At 33.3% G+C, this 13,548-nt stretch carries 11 protein-coding genes and 1 other RNA gene; 1 reads left to right on the forward strand and 11 read right to left on the reverse strand.

Going from position 1 to position 13,548, the window contains the following annotated elements:
* Window positions 1–6 precede the first annotated feature (6 nt).
* Window positions 7–141 carry an SAS049 family protein gene (locus KA878_RS14510; RefSeq protein WP_254613586.1) on the reverse strand — a complete coding sequence of 45 codons (135 nt, stop codon included), beginning with the start codon at window positions 139–141 and terminating at the stop codon, window positions 7–9.
* A gap of 138 nt (window positions 142–279) precedes the next feature.
* A complete protein-coding gene (cymR, locus tag KA878_RS00925) occupies window positions 280–702 on the reverse strand; it encodes a cysteine metabolism transcriptional regulator CymR (protein WP_033080142.1) in 423 nt (140 codons plus the stop codon).
* An 85-nt stretch (window positions 703–787) separates the two neighbouring features.
* Here cymR and KA878_RS00930 point away from each other — a divergent pair, with 85 nt between their 5' ends.
* Entirely contained in the window at window positions 788–2,056 is a 1,269-nt protein-coding gene (locus KA878_RS00930) for a replication-associated recombination protein A (protein WP_193839261.1), read from the forward strand.
* 72 nt (window positions 2,057–2,128) lie between these two features.
* Here the strand turns inward: KA878_RS00930 and KA878_RS00935 are convergent, their stop codons facing one another.
* The 9 genes from KA878_RS00935 to recJ all read right to left on the reverse strand — a co-directional run bounded on the left by KA878_RS00935 (window position 2,129) and on the right by recJ (window position 13,546).
* A complete protein-coding gene (locus KA878_RS00935) occupies window positions 2,129–2,905 on the reverse strand; it encodes a tRNA threonylcarbamoyladenosine dehydratase (protein ID WP_053029562.1) in 777 nt (258 codons plus the stop codon).
* A gap of 92 nt (window positions 2,906–2,997) precedes the next feature.
* A non-coding RNA gene (gene ssrS, locus KA878_RS00940) (6S RNA) lies at window positions 2,998–3,188 on the reverse strand.
* Window positions 3,189–3,409: 221 nt separating this feature from the next.
* Window positions 3,410–5,176, reverse strand: coding sequence for an aspartate--tRNA ligase (gene aspS, locus KA878_RS00945; protein ID WP_193839260.1), 1,767 nt, complete (start codon window positions 5,174–5,176; stop codon window positions 3,410–3,412).
* A gap of 23 nt (window positions 5,177–5,199) precedes the next feature.
* Window positions 5,200–6,468: a histidine--tRNA ligase gene (gene hisS / locus KA878_RS00950; RefSeq protein WP_053029564.1), complete on the reverse strand. Its 1,269-nt coding sequence runs from the start codon at window positions 6,466–6,468 to the stop codon at window positions 5,200–5,202.
* 359 nt (window positions 6,469–6,827) lie between these two features.
* Window positions 6,828–7,703, reverse strand: a complete 876-nt coding sequence (locus KA878_RS00955; RefSeq protein WP_075108342.1) for an N-acetylmuramoyl-L-alanine amidase family protein — start codon at window positions 7,701–7,703, stop codon at window positions 6,828–6,830.
* Window positions 7,700–8,152: a D-aminoacyl-tRNA deacylase gene (dtd, locus tag KA878_RS00960; RefSeq protein WP_193839259.1), complete on the reverse strand. Its 453-nt coding sequence runs from the start codon at window positions 8,150–8,152 to the stop codon at window positions 7,700–7,702. Before dtd ends, KA878_RS00955 begins: the two co-directional genes overlap by 4 nt.
* Before the next feature lie 15 nt (window positions 8,153–8,167).
* Window positions 8,168–10,357 carry a RelA/SpoT family protein gene (locus KA878_RS00965; RefSeq protein WP_193839258.1) on the reverse strand — a complete coding sequence of 730 codons (2,190 nt, stop codon included), beginning with the start codon at window positions 10,355–10,357 and terminating at the stop codon, window positions 8,168–8,170.
* A gap of 375 nt (window positions 10,358–10,732) precedes the next feature.
* Window positions 10,733–11,251: an adenine phosphoribosyltransferase gene (locus KA878_RS00970; protein WP_053029568.1), complete on the reverse strand. Its 519-nt coding sequence runs from the start codon at window positions 11,249–11,251 to the stop codon at window positions 10,733–10,735.
* 21 nt (window positions 11,252–11,272) lie between these two features.
* On the reverse strand, window positions 11,273–13,546 hold the full coding sequence (gene recJ / locus KA878_RS00975) for a single-stranded-DNA-specific exonuclease RecJ (RefSeq protein WP_193839257.1): 2,274 nt from the start codon (window positions 13,544–13,546) through the stop codon (window positions 11,273–11,275).
* Window positions 13,547–13,548 lie beyond the last annotated feature (2 nt).

The following is a 13,548-nucleotide window of genomic DNA, read 5'->3' on the forward strand; positions in this document are numbered from 1 at the left end:
ATTTAATTATTTATCTTCTTTTTTATCATCGTTGCCTTTTTCAGTATATTCATTGATTTTATCTTTAGCTTTATTAACTTGTTCGTTATCGCTATTTTTAAATTTTTCTGCTGCATCTTTCGCTTTATCCATGAATCCCATAATGAAATTCTCCTTTCAAATTTAAGAATAATTATCGATCAAGTATTGCGTGCATTCTGAGATACAAAAAATCAATGTATCTATACTGATGTATTATCTGTTTACCACTTACAACTTATTATAAACATTTATTTAAAATTAAATATAAAACATGTAACCATCAAGTTTATCATCAGTTTCAACATAATCTGCTAAATATTTTAAAGTGGTATTATCTAATACTTCTCTAACTGCATCTCTCATACGTAACCATAACTGTTTTTGTGCAGGTGGTTCTGATTCAATACTTTCTACTATTGTAATAGGGCCTTCTAATAAGCGAATAATATCGCCTGCTTTAATTTCGTCAGCTGGCACTCTTAGTTGATAACCACCTTTAGCACCACGAACACTTCGAATTAAACCAGCATTTCTTAAAGGGCCAACTAATTGTTCGAGATATAAATCACTCAAACTATTCTCTTCAGCAATTGACTTTAAAGATACGCATCCTTGCCCTTCTCTTTTAGCAAGGGAAATCATTAAAGTTAAGCCATATCTCCCTTTCGTTGATATCTTCATAACATAACCTCACTTAATTCGAATAATATATAATACCATTCTAGCATTTTTTCAGTTAAGATAGTAATAGAAAGGTGTGAAAATCGTGACTACTGAACCTTTAGCCTCAAGAATGAGACCTACTAATATCGATGAGATAATCTCTCAACAACATCTAGTGGGACCTAGAGGCATCATTAGACGTATGGTTGAAACTAAGAGATTATCTTCAATGATATTTTACGGACCACCAGGAATTGGTAAAACAAGTATCGCGAAAGCAATTTCTGGTAGTACTGAATATAAATTTAGACAATTAAATGCGGTTACTAATTCAAAAAAAGATATGCAAATGGTTGTTGAAGAAGCTAAGATGTCTGGACAAGTCATTCTTTTATTAGATGAAATTCACCGATTAGATAAAGCTAAGCAAGATTTTTTATTACCTCATTTAGAGAATGGCAAAATCGTTTTAATTGGAGCGACAACCTCTAACCCTTACCATGCTATTAATCCCGCTATTCGTTCTAGAGCTCAAATATTTGAGTTATACGCTTTAGATCACAATGATGTGCGACTTGCTATTGAGAGAGCACTTAGTGATTCAGAACGTGGATTAGCTGACTATAAACCTGTAGTTGATGAAGATGCATTAGACTATTTTGCTACTCAAAGCCAAGGTGATGTTAGAAGTGCATTGAATGCGCTCGAGCTAGCTGTCTTAAGTTCACCAATAGTTGATGAAAATAGACATATCACACTTGAGGATGCTAAAGATTGTCTTCAAAAAGGTGCTTTTGTCAGTGATAAAGATGGAGATATGCATTATGATGTTATGAGTGCGTTTCAAAAATCGATTAGAGGTAGTGATGTTAATGCCGCGCTTCATTATTTGGCAAGATTAATTGAAGCTGGCGATTTACCAACAATTGTTAGACGCTTATTAGTCATTAGTTACGAAGATGTAGGCTTAGCTTCCCCTAATGCAGGACAACGAACCCTTGCAGCTATTCAATCAGCAGAGCGATTAGGATTTCCAGAAGCGAGAATTCCGCTTAGTCAAGCAGTTATTGAGCTATCGTTATCGCCTAAATCAAATTCAGCTATTACATCAATTGATAATGCACTAAGCGACATCCGCCAAGGAAATATAGGTCAAATACCGAATCATTTACGAGATGGCCATTATACTGGTGCTAAAGCGTTAGGTCGCGCCACTGGTTATAAGTATCCTCACAACTATGAGAATGGTCATGTCGTACAACAGTATTTACCTGATAAACTAAAAGATAAAGTCTATTATCAACCTAAAACAACCTCAAAAAGTGAACAACAATTTAAAACTATATATGATAATTTAAGAAATCAAAAATAACAAAAGACTATGAATTACACGAAGCCAATGCAATGTATTACTGGCATTTCGTTTGATTCATAGTCTTTATATTTATAAGTTACCTTTATCCTTAATACGTCGAACAGGAATGTTTTTTAAAATATCATTTACAACATAACTAGCACAAATTAATCCAACCGTGCTAGGTACAAATGCGTTAGATGACGGTGGCATTTGTCCTTTTCGATTAATAGCGTTAGCATCTCCAACTGTGGCCTTAACATCTTCACGAATCACAATTGGACTTTCATCAGAAAATACAACCGGCACGCCTTTTTTTATCCCTTGACGTTTTAATTTATTTCGAATAATTTTAGCCATAGGATCCATAAATGTTTTCGAAATATCAGCAATTCGGAAACGTGTAGGATCCGTTTTATTAGCTGCACCCATACTTGAAATCACTTTAATATTTCTCTCTAAGCATTCTTTCATTAAATGCACTTTATAAATAATTGTATCACTCGCATCGATAAAGTAATCAATATCATAGTTATTGAACAGTTCTTCATAAGTCTCTTCAGTATAAAACATATGAAGTGGTGTCACTTTACATTCAGGATTAATTAATTTAATTCGTTCTTCCATCAATGTGACTTTACTTTGTCCAATGGTTGTTGTAAGTGCATGTATTTGACGATTGACATTAGTAATATCTACATCATCTTTGTCGATTAAAATGATATGACCAATATTAGTTCGTGCTAATGCTTCTGCAGCAAATGAGCCTACACCACCTACACCAAGGACAACTACTGTTTTCTCTTTTAATAAATCTAAACCTTCTTGTCCATATGCTAATTCATTTCTTGAAAATTGATGTTTCATTTTAAACTCCTTTATAAAAACAATACGATAATTTAATATTAACAGAAAAAGACAAATAAAAATACGCAAGACTTAAAAAGCCTTGCGTACCGGTAGAGTCCGTAATTGCCGTAGTTATAAAAAGCTTGATCATTCGGCCTGCTATATACAGGTGGGTGCCCTGTTTCTTGTTTTGCAAGTCCTCCAATTGAGGCGTGTGCGCTGCAAGAAAACCTATTGGGCTCCCTGATCAAAAAGTGTTAGGCCCAAATAAAAAGCAAACATACGAACAATACAGATGACTACCTTATATGAATATATTACCACAGAGACCAAGATAAGGAAATCCTTATTACTTGTGTAGAAATGTATTTTTTGTGAACCTAAAAAGTTAAATATTATAAGTTTACATAATATAATTATAGTTGTTATAAATCAATAAACGTATATCTAAAATAATTTAAAATTTAAAAAAGCCACCAAAATCGATAACGATTTTGATGACTGTAATAAACACTATTAAGTTTAATGACGAATACGTAGTGATAATTCTTCTAATTGCTTGTCAGAAACTTCACCTGGTGCGTCTGTTAGTAAGCATGTTGCAGACGCAGTTTTAGGGAATGCAATTGTGTCACGTAAGTTTGTACGATTCGTTAATAACATGACTAAACGGTCTAAACCTAAAGCAATACCACCATGTGGCGGTGCACCATATTTAAATGCATCTAATAGGAAACCAAATTGTTCTCTTGCTTGTTCTTTGGTAAATCCTAGTACTTCGAACATTTTTTCTTGTAATTCACCATCAGCAATTCTGATTGAACCACCACCTAATTCATAACCATTTAAGACAATATCATATGCATTCGCTTGTGCATTTTCAGGCTCTGAATCCAATTTGCTAATATCCTCTTGTTTAGGAGATGTAAATGGATGATGAGCTGCAACATAACGTTTAGCATCTTCATCGTATTCTAGTAATGGCCAATCTGTTACCCAAAGGAAATTAAGTTTTGTTTCATCAATTAGATTTAGCTCTTTAGCAATTTTAATACGTAAAGCACCTAAACTTTGAGCTACTACATTTGGCTTATCAGCAACAAACATTACTAAGTCTCCTGGTTCAGCTTGTATAAGTTCTTTTAATGTTGATACATTCGCATCTTCAAAGAAACGCGCAATAGGACCACTTAATCCTTCCTCAACAACTTTCACCCATGCAAGCCCTTTTGCACCATAAATATTAACAAACTCTGTTAATGCATCCATATCTTTACGAGTATAGTTATCAGCAGCACCTTTTGCTACTATTGCTTTTACTTCACCATTATTTTCAACAGTATCTTTAAATACTTTAAAGTCCATTTCTCGACCTAATTGTGATACATCTTTAAGTTCCATGTCAAAACGTGTATCTGGCTTATCTGAGCCATAACGTCTCATTGCTTCTTCGTAAGTCATTCTAGGGAAAGGACCTTGAACATCAATACCTTTAACATCTTTTACAACTTTACGTAACATCTCTTCACCCATCTCGATGATGTCTTCTTGATCAACGAAACTCATTTCAATATCGACTTGAGTGAATTCTGGCTGACGATCAGCACGTAAATCTTCATCTCGGAAACATTTAACGATTTGATAGTATTTATCAAAGCCACTAATCATTAATAATTGTTTAAACAATTGTGGTGATTGTGGTAAAGCATAAAATTCACCTTCATGTACACGAGAAGGTACTAAATAATCTCTCGCACCTTCTGGCGTAGATTTCGTTAAAACAGGCGTTTCGATATCGAAAAAGCCATTATTATCTAAATATTCGCGAATAGAACGTGTTGTTTGATGTCTCATTTTAAATGTTTGTGCTAACTCTGGACGTCTAAGATCTAAATAGCGATATTTTAAACGAATATTTTCATCGACATTTTGATTTTCTTCATTGATTGAAAATGGTGGTGTTTCTGATTTATTAATAATTGTAATTTTTGAAACTTGAACTTCTACCTGTCCCGTTTTAATTTTAGGATTTACAGTATCTTCATCTCTTTTAGTTACTGTACCTTCAACTTCAACGACATATTCAGATCTAACTGTCTCAGCAATACTCAATGCTTCCTCTGAGAAATCAGGATTAAATACAATTTGCACAATACCTTCACGGTCACGTAAGTCTACAAAGATTAAACCGCCTAAATCACGGCGATTATGAACCCAACCTTTTAAAGTAACTTTTTGATCTAAAAGTTCTTCTGTAACCAAACCACAATATGTTGTTCTTTTACTCATTTATATTCTCCTTTTATAATCATTTATTTTTTGTTTTGAAAATAATTCACTAAGTTTGTTAACTTAATTGTTTCAGATTCACCAGTCGTCATGTCTTTAACGTCAATCGTTTCATTCTCGAGTTCTTGATCACCAATGACAACTGTATATTTAGCATTTAAACGATCGGCTTGTTTCATTTGGCCTTTTATTTTACGTTGCAAATAGTCTTTATCGGCTCTTACGCCAGCTTTTCTCAATTGATTTAAAAGCTTAACACTATATCTTTCAGCTTCTTCGCCCATTGTAACAATAAATAAATCAAACTCATCCTCAACGTTGAGTTCAATGCCTTCTTCTTCAAGTGCTAACAACAATCTTTCGATACTTAATGCGAAACCAATACCTGTTTGACTTGGTCCATCTAATAGTTCAAGCAATCCATTATAACGACCACCGCCACATAAAGTAGTTATAGCACCGTCATAATTAGGATTGTCCATCATTAATTCAAAAGCAGTGTGTGTATAATAATCAAGTCCACGTACAAGATTTGGATCTTCTACATATGAAATACCTAAACGATCCAAATGACTTTTGACCTCATTATAATAAGCTTTTGACTCTTCGTTTAAATAGTCAGTGATTCTCGGCGCATTTTTAACCGCTTCTTTATCTCTATCTATTTTACAATCCAATATTCTCATCGGATTAGTATGCAGTCTTGATTTACAATCATCGCAAAACGTATCAATAACTGGTTCGAAATGACGAATAAGTGCTTCATTATATTCTTTACGTGAATCAGCATCACCAATACTATTGATAACTAATTTTAGATGTTTTAAGCCAAATGATTCATATATATGCATCACCATTGCTAAAACTTCTGCATCCATACTTGGATTTTCAGCACCAATTGCTTCAACACCAAATTGATTAAATTGACGATAACGCCCTTTTTGCTTACGTTCGTATCTAAACATTGGACCATTATAGTATAGTTTGACAGGTTGATTTGGTAACCCTTGCATTTTATTTTCAATATAAGAACGCACAACTGCTGCTGTTCCTTCTGGTCTTAATGTTATACTTCTATCACCTTTATCTTTGAACGTGTACATTTCTTTTTGTACGACATCAGTAGAATCGCCGACGCCACGAGCGAATAAATCTGTACTTTCAAAAATAGGTGTGCGTATTTCTTTATAATTGTATAATTTCATTAATTCGTCTAATTGGTTTTCTATATAGCGCCACTTACTAGACTCTTCAGGTAAGATGTCTTGTGTACCTCTAGGAATTCTAATCACACAATCACTCCTTCATTTTCTTTTTTAAACTCTCTTTAATAAAAAAAGCCCCTTATATAGTATAACTACTATACAAGGGACGAATCGCCGTGTTGCCACCCTAATTGTAACGAAGTCTATTTCTTAAACTAAGTTACCACTCAAAACGCGTAACGTACGTCAATCGGCTTAATCTATTAAAGCACCTGTTCTTGTGTTCAAAGTTATAAATTACTCAGTATAATCTTCCAGCCAAGGATTATATCTCTACACAATTATATGAATTGTTGTCTCTTTCATTTATACTTTCAAGAATCATATCGGTATTATTTATAAAGTTCAATAACTATGATAACGAGTTTATGTATAGTTTGCAAGCTTTAAGATGCAAAATATTGTTTTAATCCATCAACAACAGCTTCTTCAACAACTTGTCTATGGATTTGATCTCTGATCATTACTTCATCAGTTGGATTACTAATATAACCAAGCTCTAATAATACAGCTGGCTTATTCGTTTGTCTAAGTACTTGGAAGTTCTCTTGTCGTGTGCCCCTATTAGATAATAATGCTTTCTTTTGAATATTAGCATTCAACGTCTCTGCTAATGTTTCCTGATTATCTTTAAACCAATAAACCGTTGCACCATTTGCATTAGGACTATCAAGAGAATCATTATGTATACTGATAAAAGCATCACCATTCATTTTTCTATCATCTAGACTAACATAAGTATCATCTGATCTCGTTAACTTTACTGTTGCACCTGCTTTTTCAAGTGCACGCTTCAATTCTTTTGCAGTTTTCAAAGTATAATTCTTCTCTAAACTCTTTTTTGTAGTATTACTGGATGCACCTTGGTCATTGCCTCCATGTCCAGGATCTAAGACAATGACCTTATTTTTCAAAGGGTTTTCATTCTTGTTAGCATCCGCTTCAATATTTAAGCTTGTATGCCATCCAGCTATCCATCCCTTTTCAGTGCCATCTCTACTTTCAACTTCTATCCATTTACCAGATTTACCTACTCTAGTGAATGTGTCGCCTTTATCGACATGATAAATCACAGGATAGGCGGCATTGGGACCAGTACGTAATTCAGCATCTTCAGAAACTGTAATTCTATTGCTTCCTTGATCACTATGATTCATAAGCATATATAATAATATTAAAAATAATATAAATGCACATACAACAACCAATGTTGTTAGATTTTTAAGATCATGTTTAGATAACCATGCATCTATTTTATTCATATTATTTTGCCATCCTGACTTTCATAAATAATTGTAACTGGACCATCATTTATAATTTCAACTTCCATGTCCGTGCCAAATTCACCAGTTTGCACTTCAACATTGTACGATCTTAAGGCAGTGTTAAATTTTTCATATAACGCATTGGCTTCTTCAGGGTTCTTTGAATTTGAAAATCCAGGCCGATTACCCTTACGAACGTCAGCATATAATGTAAATTGTGAAATAGATAAAATTTGACCATCCACCTGTTGAATATTTAAATTAAGTTTGACATTATCATCTTCAAACAAACGTGCATTTATGATTTTTTTAGCAACTGCTTCTATGTCGGCTTCAGTTGTTTCTTTACCTATACCAACTAACAAGCAATAACCTTTGTCTATTTCATTATGAATGCTGTCATTTGTAACTGCTGCTCTTTTTACTCTTTGTACAACTACTCTCATATTAATAGCACCTCATTAATTCCATACTCTACTTACAGTGTATACATCACTTAGTTGTTTAAGTTTCTCCACAACACGGAAGACATCATTAACGTTACGTACCATAACACTAATTGTAATAATCGCATTTTTATCTGTATCAGAACGTCCATTAATTTTGATAATACTTCCAACTGTAGAATTAACAGCTTGTATTACTTCATTTAATAAACCATTACGATCATAAGCACTTACCTCTAGGTCAACTTGGTATCGTTGTGTTGAATCTTTAGATTTTACCCATTCAACTGCGATTAATCGCTCTGTTTCATTTTTAACATTTGGACAATCTGTACGATGTACTTTAATGCCATGTCCCTTAGTGATATATCCTACAATATCATCTCCCGGGATTGGATTACAACATTTTGAAAGCTTGATTAAAACGTTCTCAATACCTTCAACATAAACACCACTATCTGTAATGATATCTTCTTTAATTGGTAATGACTTAATCACTTCTTGTGCTTCGTTAAGTGCTTTTTGCTTGTCTTGTATTCGTTGTCTTTCCGTTAATTTATTCACAACTTGAAGTGCTGTTACACCACCAAAACCAACAGCGGCAAATAAATCATCATCATTGGCAAAATTATATTTTTCATTGACGACTTCAATATTTTTATCCGTTAAAATATCATCTACTCTAAAGCCTTGTTCCTTAATTTCAGCTTCAACCATAAATTTACCTTTTTCAATGTTAGAGGAACGGTCTTGCTTTTTAAAGAATCCTTTTATTTTACTTTTAGCACTTGATGATTTAACTATTTTGAGCCAATCTCTACTTGGCCCATACGAATGCTTGCTGGTGCGAATTTCAATAATATCTCCAGTTTGTAGGACATAATCAATTGGGACAATTTTACCGTTTACTTTAGCACCAATCATTTTATTCCCGACTTCACTATGAATGGCATAGGCGAAATCAATTGGAACAGCACCATAAGGTAATTCGATAACATCACTTGCAGGTGTAAACGCATATACTTTATCGCTTTGCAAATCATACTTCAATGATTCCATAAATTCTTGTGCATCAGATGAAGTATGGTCGGCTTCAGCTAATTCTTTTAACCAATTCAATTTGTTTTGGAAATCTTGGTTCTTTTCATTGACGGTTTTACCCTCTTTATATGCCCAATGCGCAGCAACACCATGTTCTGCAATTTCATGCATTTCATACGTTCTAATTTGAATTTCCAAAGGATCTCCATTTGGCCCAACTACTGTTGTATGAAGCGATTGATACATATTTTGTTTAGGCATTGCAATATAATCTTTAAATCGTCCAGGCATTGGTTTCCATAATGTATGAACTAATCCTAATATTGCATAACAATCATTAATAGAATTAACTATTACGCGAATAGCTAATAAATCGAATATTTGATCAAACTGTTTTTTCTGTTTCATCATTTTACGATAAATACTATAAATATGTTTCGGTCTACCACTAATGTCACCAGTGATATCCATTTTTACCATTTCAGTTTGAATTTGATCTATAGCATTTGCGATATATGCTTCTCTTTCGCTACGTTTCTTTTTCATTAAATTAACAATACGGAAATACTGAACACTATCTATGTATCGTAACGCAGTATCTTCTAATTCCCATTTAATTGTGTTAATACCTAAACGATGAGCTAATGGTGCATAAATTTCTAATGTTTCTTTAGAAATACGCACTTGTTTTTCTCGGGCCATTGCTTTTAATGTTCTCATATTGTGTAATCTATCTGCTAATTTAACAAGTATGACTCGAACATCTTTTGCTATTGCAATAAATAATTTACGATGATTTTCTGCTTGTTGCTCTTCTTTAGAACGATATTTTACTTTTTTTAGTTTAGTTACGCCATCCACAATTCGTGCGATTTCCTCATTAAACATATCTTTCACATCATCAAATGTATATGGTGTATCTTCTATAACATCATGAAGAAATCCTGCAACAATCGTTGGACCATCTAAACGCATTTCTGTAAGTATGCCCGCTACTTGAATAGGATGCATGATATACGGAAGACCATTTTTACGAAACTGGCCTTGATGAGCTTCATAAGCGATATGGTAACTTTTTAAGACGTATTGATAATCATCAGTTGATAAATATGATTTAGCTTTGTTTAGCACCTCGTCAGCGCTATATGGATACTCGTTATTCAATATATGACACCCCAACTCATTTGTATTTCAAATACTCAACCAATATTCGAATTTTTGAAAATTAAGAAAACATACATTGTCCTTCTTTAATCCGAGTATATCATCTATTTCGATATAGAAATGCGAGTATTACTTTAATTTTATCAAATGTTAAAAGAACTATAAAAGCTTTAACAATTATATAAATAATAGTTCTATGATACTACAAGTTTTTAAATAAATAAATGGTGTTACACTAAAACAAAAACAAGTCGTTTATTTTAGTAACAAAAAAGTGGGAATAAGATAGAATTCCTTTCGAATTCATTATCTCACTCCCACTTATCACGCAAGAATTAATCAATGTGCGCAACGCTTATGTCGTACTCCAGTCAATTATTCATCGTATGAAATTAAGCTCATAACGTCATAATCTTTAATTTTTTCAATACCATTTAAATATTTAAGTTCAATAATAAATGCAATTCCAACAACGATACCGCCAAGCTTTTCAACTAATTTAATTGCAGCTTCAATCGTACCTCCAGTTGCTAACAAATCATCTGTGATAAGCACACGTTGACCTGGTTTAATTGCATCATTATGCATCGTTAAAACATTTGTTCCGTACTCTAAGTCATATTCGTAGCGAATGACCTCACGAGGTAACTTACCTTCTTTTCTAACTGGCGCAAAACCAATACCCATGGAATACGCTACTGGACATCCAATGATAAATCCTCTAGCTTCAGGACCTACAACAACATCTACATCTCTGTCTTTAGCATATTTTACAATCTGATCGGTAGCATAACCATAAGCTTCTCCATTATCCATGATTGTAGTTATATCTTTAAAACTTACTCCCGGTTTTGGCCAATCTTGCACTTCCGAAACATATTGCTTTAAATCCATTTATCTATTTCCTCCTATAATCTAACCCTTTTGTGATTTAATCCAAGTTTTTAGTTGCGTAAAATCATCATAAAGAAGAAGTTTCTCAACTTCCATTCTTGATTGTCTTAGTTGATAAACACGACTTGTTTCAATATTTTGTTTATTAGGATTATCTTTAATTTTAATTATACCATTTTCCTCTGTTACAAAACCTAACTCAAAAAATACTTTTAGCATAAATTTTAAAATGTTAGGCTTTACATCTAGAAACTGACATAATAACATGCCTTCTTGTTCTAAATTTGTTTCTTTTTTAGTTATTAGTGCTTTATAACAGTTTTTGAATTGCGTCGGCGTCGGCATACCATCAAAATAGATTGATTGTTGATGTTGTAACACTAAATAAAGTTGAGAATAATTTAATTCTTTTAGACTCATTTTTAAACTCTCTAAATCAAGTGGTAAATCTCTTAAGACAACGACTTCATGGTCCCCATTTATTTTATCACCATAATAATAGTAATTATCATGTAATTTTTCTTTTTTAGGATGAATCAAGAATGCAATATTAGTATCATTAGGGTCCAAATTCAATTGTTTACGTTTACTTCGATAGTCTAATATTTGTTCATTATTTGTTGCAATATCTTGAATAATAAATTGTGGTGATTGGTTACCGTTCCATTCGTTGATTTGCAAATTGCCGAGAAGATTAATTGGTTGACCAAGTTCTATTTGCGTAGCTAAATCACCATTTTGCCAAAATAAACTTTGCAGTTTCAATTGCCCAGTTATTAATTTTAAGTGGTTTTTATCTTTGCCAATGGCTTTAACATCTACAACTTCATTGTCATCTAATTCTAATAACGGTTTCTCAAAGTCCGTGCCAAATGGGCTGAGTCTTTGAATATCACGAATATTGTTAATCGTAATATCATTCTCTTCTAATTTAACTGCGACACGTTTGTTTGGCTCTAATGATGTATGTTCTGATAATTGGTGCATCCATTCATTTAATCCTTGCTCTAACGACTCAATATAATCAATTTCCATTGTCATTCCAGCCGCCATATGGTGACCACCGAATTTAGAAATTAAATCTTGATGTGCACTTAAAATTTCAAACATAGATACTTGCTCTATACTTCGTGCTGACCCTTTAGCATGGTTTTGTTCTAAATCAATATTAAGCATTAAAGTTGGTAGTCCATAGGTTTCAACTATTCTAGATGCTACGATACCAAGGACACCTTCATGCCAATCTTCCTTAGCTAATAACAAAAATTGTTTGCCCTTGTTCACTTTATCCTCGGCTATAGCTAATGCTTCTTCAGTAATCTGAGCAACTATCTCTTTACGTTCAATATTAAAATGTTCAACTTGTTCCGCTAGAAATTCCGCTTCTTCCTCATCTTCTGTCATTAATAATTCTGCTGCTAACGAAGCATCTTCTAATCGGCCTACTGCATTTAGTCTAGGTCCTATAATGAAACCTATCGTTTCTTCGTTAATCGTGTCATTATAACCCGCTTGGTTAAGTAAAGATTTAATTTGTATCGGACAACTTTCGTTTAACAAAGCTAATCCTTGTTTTACAATCGAACGATTTTCGTCAGTCAATGAAACTAAATCTGCAATCGTTCCTATTGCAGCTAAGCCTACAAAATAATTAGGTGGATTATCCAATAATACTTGAGATAGTTTATACGCCACACCAGCACCACACAAATAATGAAATGGATAGTCATATTCCGGGTGCATTGGGTGCACGATTGCATATGCTGAAGGTAACGTTCGACCAATTTCATGATGGTCAGTAACAATAACGTCAACGCCTAGTTCTTGTATCATTTCAATCTCTTTATGACCTTGTATACCATTATCGACAGTTATGATTAAAGATACGCCTTCGTCATGTGCATTTCTAAAAGCAAGTTCATTAGGTCCATAACCTTCTGTGAAGCGATTTGGAATATACCAACCTACCTCAGCACCTAATGTCTTTAACGTATTAACCAATATAGTTGTAGAAGTGACACCATCAGCATCATAATCACCATAAACCAAAATACGTTCATTTTTATCTATAGCTTCATTAATTCGATTGACCGCTTTTTCCATATCACTTAATAGCCATGGATCATGGTTGACGGCTGTTTGATTTAAAATCGCTTTAATAGACGCATCTTCAGTAATGGATTTACTTTCAAGTACTTTTTTTATAATAGGTGTTAATTGATGTTTATTTGCTAATGTTTCATCTATGTATTGTGTTGGAGGTTCATATAGCCAATTATATTTTGATTTAATCATGT

Origin of the sequence: Staphylococcus sp. GDY8P57P (assembly GCF_017892585.1) — a bacterium.
Taxonomy (GTDB): Bacteria; Bacillota; Bacilli; order Staphylococcales; family Staphylococcaceae; genus Staphylococcus; species Staphylococcus borealis.

Bases quoted from the DNA above. Each gene is read 5' to 3' on its own strand.
- KA878_RS14510 (WP_254613586.1), bottom strand. From the start codon at position 141: ATGGGATTCATGGATAAAGCGAAAGATGCAGCAGAAAAATTTAAAAAT.
- cymR (WP_033080142.1), bottom strand. From the start codon at position 702: ATGAAGATATCAACGAAAGGGAGATATGGCTTAACTTTAATGATTTCC.
- KA878_RS00935 (WP_053029562.1), bottom strand. From the start codon at position 2,905: ATGAAACATCAATTTTCAAGAAATGAATTAGCATATGGACAAGAAGGT.
- aspS (WP_193839260.1), bottom strand. From the start codon at position 5,176: ATGAGTAAAAGAACAACATATTGTGGTTTGGTTACAGAAGAACTTTTA.
- KA878_RS00955 (WP_075108342.1), bottom strand. From the start codon at position 7,703: ATGAATAAAATAGATGCATGGTTATCTAAACATGATCTTAAAAATCTA.
- dtd (WP_193839259.1), bottom strand. From the start codon at position 8,152: ATGAGAGTAGTTGTACAAAGAGTAAAAAGAGCAGCAGTTACAAATGAC.
- KA878_RS00970 (WP_053029568.1), bottom strand. From the start codon at position 11,251: ATGGATTTAAAGCAATATGTTTCGGAAGTGCAAGATTGGCCAAAACCG.
- recJ (WP_193839257.1), bottom strand. From the start codon at position 13,546: ATGATTAAATCAAAATATAATTGGCTATATGAACCTCCAACACAATAC.